Genomic DNA, 15,491 nt, shown 5'->3' with positions numbered 1-15,491 from the left:
GATGTTTGGATTGTCTTTCACCCCTCTGCGCCCGCTGGCCCGGTGGTTGGCCGTTGGGGCGGTGGCGCTGTGCGGTCTGGGTGGCGTCGCGGTGGCGGCACCGGATGACCGGGCCACACGCGAAGGTTTCAGCGAGACCGCCGTCGGCTACATCCTGTTCAGACTCGACAGCGGCGCGGTGCTGGAGGAGCGGCAGGCCGACCATCCTTTTGTTCCGGCCTCCGTCGCCAAGGTGCCGACGGTCGCCGCCGCGCTGGGCGTGCTGGGGGCCGATCACCGCTTCACCACCCGCCTGCGCGCCACCGGCCCGGTGGAGAGCGGCACCCTGCGCGGTGATCTGGTGTTGGAAGGGGGCGGCGACCCCTCCCTGTCCAGCGACGGGCTGGGCGATCTGGTCGAGGGGCTGCGCAAGGCCGGAGTCACGCGGGTGACGGGCCGACTCTACTATGACACCAGCTTGCTGCCGGAGCTGTCGGAAATCGACCCCGGCCAGCCCTGGGCCGCCCCCTACAACACCGGCATCGGTGCTTTGTCGGTCAACTTCAACCGGGCGCAACTGGCCTGGACCCGGCCCGCCAACGGCCCGGCCACCGCGTCGGTCTGGTCGGTGGCCGACAACGGGCGCACGGCGTTGGACAGCGTGACGGCGGTGCTGGCCCCGAATGGGGCGATCCCGCCCCTGCCCAGCGGACCGGACCGCTGGTTGCTGCCCGCCAAGCCCGACGGGAACGGTCGGCTGTGGCTGCCGGTCGCCCGGCCCGGGCTGGCCGCCGCATCGTTGTTCCGCCGTCTGGCGGGCGAGGCGGGCGTGGCGTTGCCCGCACCCCAGCCCGGTCAGGCGGCATCCGGCAAGGATGGCGGCAAGACCGGACGGGTTCTCGCCAGCGTGGACAGCCCGCCCTTGAGCGAATTGGCGCGGTCGCTGCTGCGTTACTCCAACAACCTGTCGGCGGAGATGATCGGGCTGGCCGCTGCCCGGCGGATCGACCCGTCGGTGAATCGCCTCAACCAATCGGCGCTCCTGCTGCAAACCCTGCTGACCCGGCAGGTCGAGGCCAACGGCGCGACCAAAGGGCAAACCAACTGGCAGGGCTTGCGGCTGGTCAACCATTCCGGACTTGGCACCGGTTCGTTGTCCACTCCCCGTCAGATGGCCGCGCTGTTGCGGTTGGGCGGCCCCGCCCTGTGGGCGCTGCTGCCGGGTGAGGAGGACGGCAAGGCTCTGCCCCCCGGCGTTCACGCCAAAACCGGGACCCTGTCCTACGTCAAGGGGCTGGCCGGAACCCTCGACAGCGCCAGCGGGCAGCGGCTGGGTTTCGCCCTGTTCATCACCGACGCCGACCGCCGCCGCGCGCTCGACGCCGCGCTCGATCGCCGGGTGACGGAACCGCCCGCCGAGGCCCGCGCCTGGGCCGGTCGCGCCCGCGCTCTGCAAAGCGGCCTGTTGACCGACTGGATGGCACGATATTGAGCGGCGACGCGCCCCGCGCATCCGGGAAAACCCGGAATTGGCAAAAAAAATTAAAACTTCGCAGCATAGAGTGGGGTGCACTACCATTCAGCGAAACGCACCCTATCTTTTCGTTGCAACAGACCACAACCGGAACCCTCGCGACACAATGCCGTCCGATCCGCTGCGCACGGCGCGCATCCCCCGCAGCCCGCAACAGCGGCGATTGGAACGGCAGGACATCGCCGCGAACCGCTACCGCGACCGCCGCCTGAACGCGGAGGTGGTCAACATCGTCGTCGGCGGCTGCGTGGTCAGCGACAGCCCCGACGTCATCATCACCACCACACTGGGATCCTGTGTGGCCGCCTGCGTCTATGACCCCGAGGCGGGCATCGGCGGCATGAACCATTTCCTGCTGCCCGACGCCGGGCTGGACACGGTGTCGTTGTCCTCACGCTATGGCAGCGCGGCGATGGAACAGCTCATCAACCGTCTGCTGCGCGTCACCGGACGGCGCGACCGGCTGCGGGCCAAGGTGTTCGGCGGGGCGAACGTCAACGCCGCCACCCTGCGCCATTCCAACATCGGTCAACGCAACGTCGAATTCGTCATGGAGTATCTGGCGACCGAAGGCATCCCGACGGTCAGTTGGGACGTCGGCGGAACCAGCCCGCGCGCCTTGCGCTTTTTCCCCACCAGCGGGCGGTCGCAACGGCGGCTGATCGGCGAGGAGGCGGTGCACGACATCGCCCGCAGCGAATCGTCCTTCTTCGAACGGCTGCGCACCACCAGCATCGACGGCGACGTCGAGCTGTTCTGACGCGAACGGTTCCAACATGGGAGGGCGCGATGGAGGAGGCGCGGTTCCGCATCGCCACCTTCAATCTGGAAAGCCTGGACGACGACGTCGGCGACCCGCCCTTTGCCGCGCGCATCACCACCCTGCGGCCGCAGTTGGAACGGCTCGACGCCGACATCCTCTGTTTGCAGGAGGTGGACGCCCAACACCCGGTCAAGCGTGAACCGCGCGTGCTGCGCGCCCTGTCCCGGCTGCTGGAGGGAACCCGCTACGCCGGGTTCCACGTCACCGCCGGGGATGGCCCCACGCCCGCCGACCGTCACAACCCGGTGTTGGTCAGCCGCTGGCCGATCACGGCGACGCGGCTGTTGCGCCACCATCTGGTCCAGCCGCCGCGCGTGAGGCTCGCCACCGCCCGCCCCGCATCGGGCGACGACCCGCCCCCGGATCACGCGGTGGAGTGGGATCGGCCGGTCCTGCACAGCGCCATCGCCCTGCCCGGCGGGCGGACCCTGCACGTCTTCAACCTGCATCTGCGGGCACCGCTGGCCGCCCCCATTCCAGGGCAGAAGGCGGGGGCCTTCGTCTGGAAAACGGCGGAGGGCTGGGCCGAGGGCTATTATCTGGCGGCGCTGAAGCGCGCGGGGCAGGCGCTGGAAACCCGGCTGGCGGTGGACCGCCTGTTCGACGCCGACCCCGACGCGCTGGTGATGGTGGCGGGGGATTGCAACGCGGACGTCGAACACACACCCCTGCGCATTCTCTGCGCCGATCTGGAGGGGACCGGCAACCCGGCCTTGGCCGGACGGGTGCTGACGCCGTTGGAGCGAGTCATTCCCGCCGACCGCCGTTTTTCGGTGCTGCACGCCGGGCGGGGGGTGATGCTGGACCATCTGCTGGTCTCCCCCCAACTGGCCGGGTGGTTCCGCGACGCCGCCATCCACAACGAGGCGCTCAGCGACGAGGTGTTCCACCCGACCGACGCGCGGTCGCCCGAAAGCTATCACGCGCCGATGGTCGCCAGCTTCGCCCTGCCAACCCCCTGAAGCGCCAACTCCTGAAGCAGCCGCTTATTCCGCCGCTGCGGCTCGGGCCAGGACGGCGGCGCGTTCGGCGTCCTTGGTCTTGCGCGCCTTGCGCTTCAGCCACCACATGGCGGTTCCGGTCACGGCGAACAGCGGCGGCAGCACGCCCGACAGGAAGACCAGCCATTGCCACAGCGGCCCCAGCCCTTCACCAGCGTGCAAGGGGCGCTGCCACGCCAGCAGGGTTTCGCCCAGGCTGTAGGTGGCGGGATCGCGCAATTCGACCACCCGACCGGCCCAGGGATCGACGAACACGGTCGCCATCGGCGCGCCATGGACATGCCCGGCGGGCGCGAAGGACAGGCGGTAGGCCATGTTGGGCCGCGCCGGGGGCGAAACGGAGCGCAAGGTCGCCCCGGGCAGCGCCGCGCGGGCCAGATCGGCCACGGCGTCGATGTCCAACGGCTTGGCCCCCTTCACCGGCTCCACCGTCACCGGCGCGCGCAGGTCGCGGGCGGGGAAGATGGCCGACACGCCGTCGCCCAAGGTCTGCGGGAAGGCAAGGTAGACGCCCGAAAAGGTGACGATGATGAACACCACCAGCGACCAGATGCCGACCGCCCCATGCAGGTCGCGGTGCAGACGCACGCCGCGCGCGCCGGATTTGACCGTGAAGGCGGCCTTCCAGCGGCCCGGACGCGGCCACCAGATGACCAACCCGCTCACCCCCAACACCAGCATGGCCACGCCCAGCCAGCCGATGATCTCGCGCCCGCTGCGGTCGCGGATCAGGGCGTTGGCGTGCAGCATGTGAACGGTGCGCCAAAAGCCATCGCCCTGCGTCTGGGTTCCCAGCACGGTCAGCGACACCGGATCGATCTGCAAGGCTCCCATCGGCCCCTGCGGCTGCGGGGGTTGCGGCGCTGCCCCCGGCCCTTGGCCCGGCGACTGCGCTCCCGGCCCGTTTGCCGGGCCATTTCCGGGTTGTCCCGGCCCCGCTTGCCCCGCGCCCCGTTCGCCGCCCCCCGGCGGTCGGGCGGCGGTCAGGCGGACGGACACGGGCTTGCCCGCCTCCTCCGGCAGAATGATGAAGCCGGGCTGGGTTCCGGCCGGGGCCGCCGCCTTCGCCGCCGCCAGGATCGCCGACAGCGGTTGCGGCGTGCCGATGGTCAGGTTGGGCGAGGCCGGTTCGCTGGCCAGATCCTGCAACTCATGCTCAAACACCAGGATCGAGCCGGTGATGCCCAGCACCACCAGCGGCAGGCACAGGATCAAGCCAACCCACAGGTGAACGGTCTGAAGCGTGCGGAACCACAGGCGTTGGCGCTGCGGCAGGGCGGCGGTGGTGGCCATGAGGCGCGGTCCTCTTGTCGAATGGCTGCGGGGACGACGACCGGCGGTGCCGATCAGGTGTCGGCCCAGTGGCGGAGCAAATTGTGGTACAGGCCGGTGAGTTGGACGACCCCGGCGTGGTCAGGCAGATCGGCCCCGATCTTTTGAATGGCGCTGTCCAGATCGAACAGCATCGTGCGCTGCCCATCGTCGCGGACCATGCTCTGCATCCAGAAGAAGGAGCAGACGCGCGCGCCCCGCGTCACCGGGCGGACCTGATGCAGGCTGGTGGACGGGTAGAGCACCATGTCCCCGGCGGGCAGCTTGACCATATGGACGCCATAAGTGTCCTCGATGGTCAGTTCGCCGCCGTCATACTCGTCGGGGTTGGTGAAAAACAGGGTGGCCGACAGGTCGGTGCGCACGCGGTGCGGCGTGCCGGGAATCTGGCGGATGGCGTTGTCCACATGCACGCCAAAGCTCTGGCCACCGCTGTAGCGGTTGAACAGCGGCGGAAACACCTTCAGCGGCAGGGCGGCGGCCATGAACAGCGGGTTGCGTTCCAGCGCCTCCAGGATCATGTCCCCTAACCGGCGGGCCGCCGGATGCTGTTCGGGGATCTGCATGTTGTCCTTGGCCTTGGCCGATTGATGACCGGCGGTGACGGCCCCATCGACCCAGTCCGCCGCGTCGAGGATGCGACGCGCCTCGGCCACCTGATCGGCGGTGAGAACGTTGGGAATGTGCAGCAGCATGCGCTGTGTCCTGGCTTGACGGCTTGGAAGGAAACGAAAAAGCGCCGGGGCAACCCCATTGCCGCAGAGCGGCCCCGGCGTGGAGGCACGGCCCAGGCGGGCCGCCGAACAGACGGTTGAAAGGCGTCAGAACTTCACGTTGGTGGTGAACAGCACGGTGCGCCCGGCACCGGCCACCGCGTGACCGCCACCCGCATGGACCCGCTCGATGTAGAACTTGTCGGTCAGGTTGTAGATGTTGGCCTGCAACTCCACACCCGGACGCAGGTTGTAGGCGACCATGGTGTCGAACACCGCGTAGTTCGGGATCTTGCCCAGATTGGCGTCGGTCCAATAGCGGTCGGCGACATACTGGACCCCGGCCCCGACCTTCAGATCCCACGGCAGCTCATAGGTGCTCCACAGGCTGAAGGTGTGTTTGGGCGTGTTGGCCAGCGCGTGCCCCTTGTTGGCGGCGGTGAAGGTCTTGACGATCTCGCTGGTCTGATAGGTGTAGCCGCCGAAGACCTGCCACTTGCTGGTCAGATGACCGGTCACGCCCAGTTCAAAGCCATCGACGCGGCGCACGCCGTTCAGCACCTGGACCGTGCCGCCGGGCAGGGTTTCGCGGGCGTCGGTCTTTTCGGTGCGGAACACGGCCCCGGTCAGCGACAGCGCATCGCCCAGCACGTCCCACTTGGCCCCGACCTCGTAGGTCATGTTCTTTTCCGGCGGGGTCGTCCCATTGGCCGCCGTCAGGGCCAAACCTTCCGCCGACGGGTTGTAGGCGGTGGACGCGCTGGCGTAGAGGCTGGCGTTGACCACCGGCTTGTAGACGATGGCCGCGCGCCAGCTCAGCAGATTGTCGGTACGCTTGGGATTCAGCGCGGCGGTGGTGCTGGTCGCGGCGATCTTGGTGTCGGTGTGGAAGCGGTCATAGCGCAGGCCGCCCGCGATCTCCCACTGCTCGCCGATCTTCACCGTGTCCATCACATAGAGCGCGGCGGTGCTGCTGGTGGTCTCGCTCTTGGCCCCCAGCGTGCGGGTGCCGCGATAGACGGCGAACGGATTCGGGTTGGTCAGGCTGGTGGTCGCCGCCGTGAAGCTGTAGGGCTGGTTGTCGTAGCTTTCCGCCGCCAGCTCCAGCCCCGTCACCAGCGAGTGTTTCAGCGAGCCGGTGGTGAATTTGAAGGTGACGTCGGTCTGGTTGTCCAGGCTCTTCAGCGTGGTGTCGCGCGCGGTCGGCGTGCGGGTCATCGTGTTGGCGACCGGATCGGCGTTGCGCGGCACCGACACGTTGGAATAGCGCTTGGTCTGGGCGGCGCGCAGGGTGTTGCGCACGCTGACCACGTCGTTGAACTCATGCTCCAGCTTGGCCGTGGCGATGTCGGCGCGGACGTTCTCGGCGTTCAGATCCTTGTAGCCGTAGTAGTTTTCGCGCTTCACGTTGGGCAGAGAGGTGCCGTTGACCACCGGCAGGCCATAGTCGGGGATGTTGTCCTCGACCAGATGCATGTAGCTCAGGGTCAGCTTGGTCGGGCCGCTCAGGCCGAACGTCACCGACGGGGCGAAGCCCCAACGGTTGTTTTCGACCACATCGCGCCCGGCCACGCCCGACGTGTGCCCCATCACGTTCAACCGCACCGCCGCGTCCAGACCGGCGTCGATCAGCGAACGGTTGACGTCGGCGGTGATGCGCTTGGTCCGGTCGGTCCCAAAGGTCAACGACCCGGCGGTGATCGATTCCTTGGTCGGAGCCTTGGTCACGAGATTGACCGAACCGCCGGTCGATCCACGGCCCGAGGCGGTGGCCGACGCGCCCTTGATGACCTCGACCTGTTCCAGGTTGAAGTTGTCGCGGGTGTATTGACCCTGGTCGCGCAGACCGTCGATGAACAGGTCGGTGTTGGCGGCAAAGCCGCGAATCTTCAGATTGTCGCCCTGCGGGCCACCGCCCTCGCCCGCCGACAGGGTGATGCCCGGCACCGTCCGCAGCACGTCGCGCAGCGAGGTGGCCCCCCGGTCCTCCATCACTTCGCGCGGAATCACCAGAATCGATTGCGGCGTGTCGAGCAGCGGTTCGGTCAGCTTGGGCGACGACGCGCGGTCGGTCTTGTAATCGCCCTGCGGCTTGGCCCCCTCCACGGCGATGGCCGGAAGCTGCTGCTCCCCAGTGGCGGCGGCGGTCGGCGTGGCGGCGGGCGCGGTTTGCGCCGATGCCGCCGACACGGCGGTGCAGCTCAGGGCCAGCCCCAGCGCCGCCCCCAGCGCGGGTGCTGCGGGCCGGGACACTCTCATGGACACCAGAACAGCGGTGGACGACGACACGGCAATACCCCCCAAAAACAGGAACTCATGATGCGACTGGTTCTTAAAATCACTTAGGGAGCAAAGCAAGCCAAAAATGCTAATGATTCTTATTCGCTAATAATGCCGACGCCCGCACAGGCTCCGGTGCGGGCGTCGGCTGTGGCGCGGGGTTGTTCCTGCTCCCCCGCGCCGCGTCTGGGCTGGTCACTTCAGGAAAAACTGAACCGGGACCACCAGTTCGATGCGGTCCTGCTTCATCTCCTCCGGCGGCGTGGGCAGGGGGGAGGCGCGGCGCACCATCTCCAACGTCTCCTCGTCCAGCATCTCATGACCGGCGCTGCGGTCGAGACGGACGGACAGGACCCGCCCCTCGCGGTCGATGGTGAAGCGCACCTGCGCCACCCCTTCCTGCCGCCGGGCCTGGGCCGCGCGCGGGTAGCGCTTGTGCCGCTCCAGATGATGCAGCACCCGGCCTTGCCAGGACGGAACCGCGTTGCTGACCACCGGAACCGGGGCCGAGGCGGGCGGCGTCGGGGCCGCGACCGGCGCGGGGGCCGGGGCCACCGGGGCTGGCGTGACCGGGCGCGGCTTGGGCTTCTCCAGCTTCGGCTTGTCGGGTTTGGGCGGAGTCGGTTTCGGCTCGGGCCGGGGTTCCGGCTTGGGTGGTGGCGGCGGCTCCGGCGGCGGCTTGGGCAGCACGACCTCCGGCTCCACCGGCGGCGGGGGCGGTTCCGGTTCGGGCGGCTTCACCACCGGTTCCGGCGGCGGGGGCGGCGGCTCCACCACAGGTTCGGGCACAGGTTCAGGGACCGGCTCGGGCGGGGGCGGCTCCGGGGGCGGCGGTTCGGGAACCGGGACCGGCGGCGGCGGCTCCATCACCGGCTCAGGGGCCGGGGCGGGAGCCGGCTCGGGCAGCGGCGGCAGTTCCAGCATCATGGCGGGCGGTTCGGCCTGCAACGGCGGCAAGGGCGTGTGCCACGTCACCATCGCCACCGCAGCAGCGGCGTGCGCACCCAGCGCCACGATCAGGCTGCCGCTCCACCGGGCCACGCCCGCGTCGCGGTCTTCGGGAAAGACCATGGTCATGGCGCGGGGGCCGTTTCCAGACCGACCAGACCGACTTTCAGATAGCCCGCCGCGCGCAGGCCGTTCATCACCTCGGTCAAGGCCCCGTAATCGACGGATTTGTCGGCGCGCAGGAACACCCGCGCGGTCTTGTCCCCACCGGAGGCGGCGTCCAGCGCGGCGGTCAGCCCCTCCATCGCGATCCGGTTCTCGCCCAGCGACAGGCTCTTGTCCGCCTGGATCGACAGGAACAGCGGCTTGTCCGGGCGTGGGGTGGGCGTGGCGGTGGAGGCGGGCAGATCGACCGGCACGTCCACCGTCGCCAGCGGGGCCGCGACCATGAAGATGATGAGAAGGACCAGAACGACATCGATGAACGGGGTGACGTTGATCTCGTGCGTTTCCGCCAGATCATCCTCACCACCGGATCCCAGACGCGCGCCCATCGCCGTTACTCCGCCGCCGCCGAATTGCCCGCCGATCCGGTGGCCGTCGCGCCGCGCGGCAGCGCCCGGCGGTCGAGATCGCGGCTCAACAGCCGCAGGGCCGCCGCCGACACATCGGTCAACTGGGCCTTGTGGCCGGAAATCGCCCGGCTGCACGCGTTGTAGACGACCACGGCGGGGATCGCCGCCACCAGACCGATGGCGGTGGCCAGCAGCGCTTCGGCGATGCCGGGGGCCACGACCGCCAGATTGGTGGTTTGCGCCCGCGAAATGCCGATGAAGCTGGTCATGATGCCCCAGACGGTGCCGAACAGCCCGATGAACGGGCCGGTGGAGCCGATGGTGGCGAGGATGCCGGTCCCGCGCGCCATGCGCCGCCCGGCCGCCGCCTCGATCCGCTCCAGGCGCGACGCCGCCCGGTCCATCAGCCCGTCGCGCGACGGCGCGTCCGCCGACAGGTGGGTTTCGGTCAGCACCGCCCGCAGCAGCGTCGCCGCCGTGCCCTGGCTGAAACCGACCCGCTCCGCCGCCTGCGTCAGCGACCGCGCGTCCTCCAGCATCGCCAGCGCGGCGCGCGCCTTGCGCTTGGCCGCCGACAGTTCGATCACCTTGGCAATCGCGATGGTCCAGGTGGCAACCGACGCCAGCGCCAAGCCGATCATCACCCCCTGCACCACCGGGCTGGCCCCCAGGAACATGCCCCAGGCCGACAGATCGTGCGGCAGAGTGGCCAGCGCGTTGGCCGGGGCCGACGCGCCTGACATCACCGGTGCGGGCATCAGCGGCGGCACGGCGGGAACGGCCGGAACCACCGTGGGCGCGGCAGCGCCGTCCTGCGCGGCGCACATCCCGGCGGCCAGAGTGGTGGCGGTCCCCACGCAGGCCGACAAGACGGCGCGCAGACGCGTTCCGGTGCAAAGACGATGACGCGGTGTCAACATGACCTTTCCCCCAATCCCCCAAACCGCGCGCGGTGGCGCGCTTCCCTCAGACCACCGGCGCGATGGCCGGGAATCATATGCAAACGAGTCTTAGTCGCACTGATGTTCCCGTCACGCAACCCGCGTTTTGGCATCGCGGCGCGTTGCCGCACCGCGAATGGTTCGCAATATTAATGCGACTCATTTTCAATGTCACGTCTTTTGCGGCGGTGCACGCGCGACCCGGCGATTGACGCAGCCCGAGGTCCTGCGCGAAGCTCGACACCCTTTTTCGTGTGGATCGGTCGGGGAGACGGGCGATGGCCCCCAGAATCGGCGTGTATGGGTTCCCGGAAACAGCGCGGCAGGCGGGGGAGTTGGCCCACGCGCTGGGCGTGCCCTGCCACATCGCCGAGCTTCACCGCTTCCCGGATGGCGAAAGCCTGGTCCGCTTGCCGGAGCCGATGGACATCGCCATCGTTCACCGGTCGCTTGACCAACCGAACGACAAGCTGGTCGAACTGACGCTGGCAGCGTCGGTCCTGCGACGGCAGGGGGCGCAACGCCTGTATCTGGTCGCGCCCTACATGGCCTACATGCGCCAGGACATGGTGTTCAAGCCCGGCGAGCCGGTCAGCCAGACGGTGATCGGCGATTGGCTGGGCCGCTGCTTCGACGGCTTTGTCTGCGTCGAGCCGCATCTGCACCGCACGCCAACGCTGGAGTCGGTGTTTGTCGGACGCCCGTCGGTGGCGTTGAGCGGGGCCGGGCCGATCGTGGAGCGGTTGCGGGGCGATGGCGTATCCGCCGACACGGTCATCATCGGCCCGGACGAGGAATCGGCCCCGCTGGTGACGGCCATCGCCGGGCCGCTGGGGTTGACCGGGCTGGTCGGGCGCAAGGAACGGCGCGGCGACCGCGATGTCACCGTGGCTCTGCCCGCCGACTCTCCCCTGGCCGGACGCCCGGCGGTGATCGTGGACGACGTCATCAGCTCCGGCGAAACCATCTTCTCCTGCGGGCGCGCCGCCCGCGCGCTGGGGGCCGCGTCGCTGCGCGTGTTCGGAGTCCACGCCCTGTTCACCGACCGGATCGCCGACCGCTTTGTCGCCGAGGGATTCGGCGCGCCGCTGTCATGCGACGGAGTGCCGCACTCCAGCAACGCGCTGCCGTTGGCCCCGCTGCTGGCGGGGGCCATTCGCACGATTTTAACGCTTTGATCCAAAATCACGCGGGTTTTCGATCTTTTCCTCCGATCAAGCCGAAAGAATATGAAATCGTCGGGACGCAATCCATCGCGTTAGAAAATCCTAATAGAGTCCGCGTTTCCCCCACATTGGCACGCACACAAAGCAGGTCTATAAAATGTCGATGTTGTAACGCGACGGTCACACCGCAGGATGGAACGAACCGCCGCGAAAACGGGCGGACGAATCATGAGCGGTAAGACAGCCGGGCTTCCGGCGGATGCGGCGTTCTTTGGGCTGACCGAAGACGAGCGGGCGTTGCTTCAATCCATGGGGCGTTTGATCGACGATCAACTGCCCGCCCTGTCGGAGCGGTTTTACGCGCATCTGGCGCGCTGGCCGACCACCAAGGCCCTGCTGGACCAGCATGGCAACCTCGCCGCGCTGAAAAGGACCCAAGCCGACCATTGGCGTCGCCTGTTCCGCGATGTTGGGTCGCCAGAGCATGAAGCCCGCTGCCGGGCGGTCGGGCTGGCCCATCTGCGCGTCGGGTTGGACGCGTCCTGGTACATCGGGGCCTATGGCATCGCGCTGAGCGAGCTGACCGCCATCGTTCGCAAGGCGCTGCGCTGGCGGCCCGGCACGGCGGACAACGCGGTGGCCGCCGTGATCCGCGCGGTGTCCTTCGATCTCGACCGCACCCTGTCCGTCTACACCCAATCGCAGGAGGCCCAGCGCACCGGGGCCGCCCTGGGCGGGGTGGCCGGAACCCTGATGGACCGCACCGTGTCGGCCGCCATCGCCATCAACGAGTCGGCGGTCGCCAACGCGCAGATGGTCGGCCAGCTTCGCGCGGTGGACGAGGAATCGCAGGCCATCGCCGCCGCCACCGAGGAAACCGTCACCGGCATCCAGGAAATTTGGGCGCGCAGCCGTGAGGTGGCGACCCTGGCGACGGAGGCGCAGAGCGTCACCGTCGAAGGCGGGCGCACCGTGACCGACGCCGTGTCGCGCATGGGCGTCATCGCCGACGCGGTGCAGAGCGCCGCCCGCCGGGTGGGCGAATTGTCGGTCGCCTCCGAACGCATCGCCGAAATCGTCTCCACCATCGAGGCGATTGCCAAGCAAACCAACCTGCTGGCGCTGAACGCGACGATCGAGGCCGCGCGCGCCGGGGAGGCGGGCAAGGGCTTCGCCGTCGTCGCCAGCGAGGTGAAGAGCCTGTCCAACCAGACCGCCCGCGCCACCGAGGACATCCGCCTGCGCATCGAAGCGCTGAAGGGCGAGATGAGCGCCATCATCGCGTCGATGGAGGACGGGACCCGCGCCGTCCAGGGCGGACAGGAGGCGATCCGCGCGGTCAGCGAGCGCATGGCCGACATCGGTCATCACATCGACCGCACCGAACAGCGCATGTCCGACATCGCCAGCGTTCTGACCCAGCAATCGGCCGCCGCGAACGAGGTCGCCGCCGGAACCGCCCGCATCGCCGAGGCCAGTGCTGCCAACAGCGCGGCGATCCTGCGCAGCGTGGAGGCCACGCGCGGGGTGGAAACCCTGCTGGGCAACCAATTGAACATGCTGTTCGAACAGGACATCCCCGGCAAGATCATCAAGATCGCCAAGGTCGATCACGTCATCTGGAAAAAGCGGCTGGCCGACATGATGGTCGGATTGGTGACGCTGCGGGCGGACGAGCTGGCCAGCCACGAGAATTGCCGTCTGGGCAAATGGTACTATGGCCCGGCGGCCCTGCCCTACCGCAACAACCCGGCCTTCGCCCGGTTGGAGCCGCCGCACCGCGCGGTGCACGAGCATGGCCGCGCCGCCGCCAAGGCCTACGCCGACGGCGACATGAAGCGCGCCCTCGATGAGGTTGCGGAGGTGGAACGCGCGTCGGCGGAGGTCGTCGCCCTGCTCGACACGCTGGACCGCGAAGACCCCGAACGCGCCACGCCGGGATCCGCCGTCGCCTTCTGAGCGCCGCCCACCCGAATCCCGTGGATCCGGGTGGATTTTCGCCGGTGCGCGAAGGCTGTCCTTACGGGTAGTCGCGCACCGTGTGCAGGTGGTTCAGCGGGCCGTGGCCGTGGCCGAAGCCGGGGGCGGTCAGGATCGCCGTTTCCACATAGGAGCGGGCGCGCGCCACCGCGTCGGTCATGCCCATGCCCTGAGCCAGACCGGCGGCGATGGCCGACGCCATGGTGCAGCCGGTCCCGTGGGTGTGCGGGGTGTGGACCCGCGCGCCCTCGAACACGGTTTCCCCGTCCTCGCTGACCAACAGGTCATACAGCCGGTCATCCTCCAGATGCCCGCCCTTCAGCAGCACCGCGCGCGGGCCGAAGGTGAGGATCAGTTCGGCGGCGCGGCGCATGTCGTCCAGATCGCGGATCGGCACGTCGGTCAACGCCTCGGCCTCCGGCAGATTGGGGGTGACGATGGCGGCCATCGGCAGCAGCCGCTTGCGCAGGGTCAGCACCGCATCCGGTTCCAACAGGAAATGGCCGCTCTTGGCGACCATCACCGGATCGACCACCAACGGCACGTTGCCGCCCTGGGCCTCATACTCCGCCGCCACCGCCTCGATCACGGCGGCGTTGGCGAGCATGCCGATCTTCATCGCGTCGGCCCCGATGTCCTCCAACACCACCTTCATTTGAAGGGCGACAAAGGCCGGGTCGATGGGCAGCACGCCGAACACGCCCTTGGTGTTCTGGGCGGTCAACGCGGCGATGGCGGTGGCGGCGTAGGCCCCCAGCGCGCTCACCGCCTTGATGTCGGCCTGGATTCCGGCCCCACCGCCCGAATCCGACCCGGCGACGATCAGAACGCGACCCTTCATCATGCGGCTCCCGAAGCGGCGGTTTCGGCGCGGACCCGGATGGTGTCCGCGATGTCGGCAACCACCTGATGCACCAGCGTTTCGTCGTCGCCTTCGGCCATCACGCGGATCAGGGGTTCGGTGCCGGATTTGCGGATCAGCAGACGCCCGCTCGCCGCCAGACGGGCTTCGCCGTCGCGGATGGCGCTTTGGACCTGCGCGTCCTCCAACGGCTTGGAGCCGGGGGCGAAACGCACGTTGGTCAGCTTCTGCGGGACCGGGGAGAAGACCCGGCACAGCTCGCTCGCCGGGCGGCCATTGGACTGGATCAGCACCGCCAGCACCTGAAGGGCGGCGATCAGCCCGTCGCCGGTGGTCGAGTAATCCGACAGCACGACGTGGCCCGACTGTTCGCCGCCGACGTTGTAGCCGCGCTCGCGCATCATCTCCACGACGTAACGGTCGCCCACCGGGGTGCGCGCCAGATGCAGCCCCAGCCCGGTCAGGTGCCGTTCCATGCCCAGATTCGACATGACGGTCGCCACCACCCCGCCGCCGCGCAGCGTCTGCGATTGCGCCCAGGACGACGCGATCAGCGTCATCAACTGGTCGCCGTCGATGGGTCGCCCGCCCTCGTCCACCATGATCAGGCGGTCGGCGTCGCCGTCCAGCGCGATGCCCAGATCGGCGGCGTGGAAGATCACCTGCTCTTGCAGGCTCTGGGTCGCGGTGGCCCCGCACCCCTTGTTGATGTTGGTGCCGTCGGGGCTGACGCCGATGGGAATGACCTCGGCCCCCAGCTCATACAGCACCTTCGGGGCCACGCGGTAGGCGGCCCCGTTGGCGCAATCGACGACGATCTTCAGGCCGTCCAGCCGCAGGCCGCGCGGGAAGGTGTTCTTGACATATTCGATGTAGCGCCCGGTCGCGTCCTCCATCCGGCTGGCGCGGCCCAGATCGGGCGACCCGGCCAGATCGGGTTCGAAGGGCAGGCCCATGCGGGCCTCGATCGCCGCTTCCACCTCGTCCGACAGCTTGTAGCCGTCCGGGCCGAACAGCTTGATGCCGTTGTCCTGATAGGGGTTGTGCGAGGCCGAGATCACCACGCCCATGTCCGCCCGCAGCGACCGTGTCAGCATCGCCACCGCCGGGGTGGGCAGCGGCCCGACCAGCACAACGTCCATGCCCATCGAAATGAAGCCCGCCGTCAGCGCCGGTTCCAGCATGTAGCCGGACAGGCGCGTGTCCTTGCCGATGACCACCCGGTGCCGGTGGTTGCCCCGGCGGAATTGCAGCGCCGTCGCCATCGCCACCCGTAGCGCCGTTTCGGCGGTCATCGGATCGACGTTGGCCGTGCCGCGAATGCCATCGGTGCCGAACAGGTGTCGCGTCATGAAAA

13 protein-coding genes are annotated in these 15,491 nt (G+C 68.8%); 5 read left to right on the top strand and 8 right to left on the bottom strand.

Annotated features, from left to right (window positions below; translation table 11 throughout):
• Position 1: 1 nt before the first annotated feature.
• The 3 genes from dacB to EJ903_RS11550 all read left to right on the top strand — a co-directional run bounded on the left by dacB (position 2) and on the right by EJ903_RS11550 (position 3,298).
• Positions 2 to 1,471 (top strand): D-alanyl-D-alanine carboxypeptidase/D-alanyl-D-alanine endopeptidase, encoded by a 1,470-nt coding sequence (gene dacB / locus EJ903_RS11560; RefSeq protein ID WP_126615293.1) that lies wholly within the window; start codon positions 2 to 4, stop codon positions 1,469 to 1,471.
• A gap of 148 nt (positions 1,472 to 1,619) precedes the next feature.
• Positions 1,620 to 2,273: a chemotaxis protein gene (locus EJ903_RS11555; protein WP_126615291.1), complete on the top strand. Its 654-nt coding sequence runs from the start codon at positions 1,620 to 1,622 to the stop codon at positions 2,271 to 2,273.
• Between the two features lie 29 nt (positions 2,274 to 2,302).
• Positions 2,303 to 3,298, top strand: a complete 996-nt coding sequence (locus tag EJ903_RS11550) for an endonuclease/exonuclease/phosphatase family protein (protein ID WP_126615289.1) — start codon at positions 2,303 to 2,305, stop codon at positions 3,296 to 3,298.
• 24 nt (positions 3,299 to 3,322) lie between these two features.
• Here the strand turns inward: EJ903_RS11550 and EJ903_RS11545 are convergent, their stop codons facing one another.
• From EJ903_RS11545 to exbB, 6 genes are all read right to left on the bottom strand, one after another.
• Positions 3,323 to 4,630, bottom strand: a complete 1,308-nt coding sequence (locus EJ903_RS11545) for a PepSY-associated TM helix domain-containing protein (RefSeq protein WP_126615287.1) — start codon at positions 4,628 to 4,630, stop codon at positions 3,323 to 3,325.
• 53 nt (positions 4,631 to 4,683) lie between these two features.
• Positions 4,684 to 5,364 (bottom strand): Fe2+-dependent dioxygenase, encoded by a 681-nt coding sequence (locus EJ903_RS11540; protein WP_126615285.1) that lies wholly within the window; start codon positions 5,362 to 5,364, stop codon positions 4,684 to 4,686.
• A gap of 126 nt (positions 5,365 to 5,490) precedes the next feature.
• Positions 5,491 to 7,641 carry a TonB-dependent receptor gene (locus EJ903_RS11535; protein ID WP_126615283.1) on the bottom strand — a complete coding sequence of 717 codons (2,151 nt, stop codon included), beginning with the start codon at positions 7,639 to 7,641 and terminating at the stop codon, positions 5,491 to 5,493.
• A 216-nt stretch (positions 7,642 to 7,857) separates the two neighbouring features.
• A complete protein-coding gene (locus EJ903_RS11530) occupies positions 7,858 to 8,739 on the bottom strand; it encodes an energy transducer TonB (RefSeq protein WP_126615281.1) in 882 nt (293 codons plus the stop codon).
• On the bottom strand, positions 8,736 to 9,164 hold the full coding sequence (gene exbD, locus EJ903_RS11525; protein WP_126615279.1) for a TonB system transport protein ExbD: 429 nt from the start codon (positions 9,162 to 9,164) through the stop codon (positions 8,736 to 8,738). The genes EJ903_RS11530 and exbD overlap by 4 nt, the downstream gene beginning before the upstream one ends.
• Positions 9,165 to 9,169: 5 nt before the next feature.
• Complete coding sequence (exbB, locus tag EJ903_RS11520) at positions 9,170 to 10,105, bottom strand: tonB-system energizer ExbB (protein WP_246015474.1); 936 nt, start codon at positions 10,103 to 10,105, stop codon at positions 9,170 to 9,172.
• 299 nt (positions 10,106 to 10,404) lie between these two features.
• On the opposite strand from exbB, the gene prs reads away from it, so the two are divergent.
• Together prs and EJ903_RS11510 are read left to right on the top strand one after the other, a co-directional pair.
• A complete protein-coding gene (gene prs, locus EJ903_RS11515) occupies positions 10,405 to 11,304 on the top strand; it encodes a ribose-phosphate diphosphokinase (protein WP_126615277.1) in 900 nt (299 codons plus the stop codon).
• Positions 11,305 to 11,520: 216 nt separating this feature from the next.
• Positions 11,521 to 13,251 carry a methyl-accepting chemotaxis protein gene (locus EJ903_RS11510; RefSeq protein WP_126615275.1) on the top strand — a complete coding sequence of 577 codons (1,731 nt, stop codon included), beginning with the start codon at positions 11,521 to 11,523 and terminating at the stop codon, positions 13,249 to 13,251.
• A gap of 61 nt (positions 13,252 to 13,312) precedes the next feature.
• Here the strand turns inward: EJ903_RS11510 and thiD are convergent, their stop codons facing one another.
• Both thiD and glmM read right to left on the bottom strand, forming a co-directional pair.
• Positions 13,313 to 14,113, bottom strand: coding sequence for a bifunctional hydroxymethylpyrimidine kinase/phosphomethylpyrimidine kinase (thiD, locus tag EJ903_RS11505; protein ID WP_126615496.1), 801 nt, complete (start codon positions 14,111 to 14,113; stop codon positions 13,313 to 13,315).
• Positions 14,113 to 15,486: a phosphoglucosamine mutase gene (glmM, locus tag EJ903_RS11500; protein WP_126615273.1), complete on the bottom strand. Its 1,374-nt coding sequence runs from the start codon at positions 15,484 to 15,486 to the stop codon at positions 14,113 to 14,115. Before glmM ends, thiD begins: the two co-directional genes overlap by 1 nt.
• Positions 15,487 to 15,491 lie beyond the last annotated feature (5 nt).

Source organism: Azospirillum griseum (assembly GCF_003966125.1).
GTDB classification, from domain to species: Bacteria; Pseudomonadota; Alphaproteobacteria; order Azospirillales; family Azospirillaceae; genus Azospirillum; species Azospirillum griseum.
Note: the sequence above shows the minus strand (reverse complement) of the source record. Positions and strands in the feature narration are given on the sequence as shown.

Bases quoted from the DNA above. Each gene is read 5' to 3' on its own strand.
- dacB (WP_126615293.1), top strand. From the start codon at position 2: ATGTTTGGATTGTCTTTCACCCCTCTGCGCCCGCTGGCCCGGTGGTTG.
- EJ903_RS11555 (WP_126615291.1), top strand. From the start codon at position 1,620: ATGCCGTCCGATCCGCTGCGCACGGCGCGCATCCCCCGCAGCCCGCAA.
- EJ903_RS11550 (WP_126615289.1), top strand. From the start codon at position 2,303: ATGGAGGAGGCGCGGTTCCGCATCGCCACCTTCAATCTGGAAAGCCTG.
- EJ903_RS11545 (WP_126615287.1), bottom strand. From the start codon at position 4,630: ATGGCCACCACCGCCGCCCTGCCGCAGCGCCAACGCCTGTGGTTCCGC.
- EJ903_RS11540 (WP_126615285.1), bottom strand. From the start codon at position 5,364: ATGCTGCTGCACATTCCCAACGTTCTCACCGCCGATCAGGTGGCCGAG.
- EJ903_RS11535 (WP_126615283.1), bottom strand. From the start codon at position 7,641: ATGAGAGTGTCCCGGCCCGCAGCACCCGCGCTGGGGGCGGCGCTGGGG.
- EJ903_RS11530 (WP_126615281.1), bottom strand. From the start codon at position 8,739: ATGACCATGGTCTTTCCCGAAGACCGCGACGCGGGCGTGGCCCGGTGG.
- exbD (WP_126615279.1), bottom strand. From the start codon at position 9,164: ATGGGCGCGCGTCTGGGATCCGGTGGTGAGGATGATCTGGCGGAAACG.
- exbB (WP_246015474.1), bottom strand. From the start codon at position 10,105: ATGTTGACACCGCGTCATCGTCTTTGCACCGGAACGCGTCTGCGCGCC.
- prs (WP_126615277.1), top strand. From the start codon at position 10,405: ATGGCCCCCAGAATCGGCGTGTATGGGTTCCCGGAAACAGCGCGGCAG.
- EJ903_RS11510 (WP_126615275.1), top strand. From the start codon at position 11,521: ATGAGCGGTAAGACAGCCGGGCTTCCGGCGGATGCGGCGTTCTTTGGG.
- thiD (WP_126615496.1), bottom strand. From the start codon at position 14,113: ATGAAGGGTCGCGTTCTGATCGTCGCCGGGTCGGATTCGGGCGGTGGG.
- glmM (WP_126615273.1), bottom strand. From the start codon at position 15,486: ATGACGCGACACCTGTTCGGCACCGATGGCATTCGCGGCACGGCCAAC.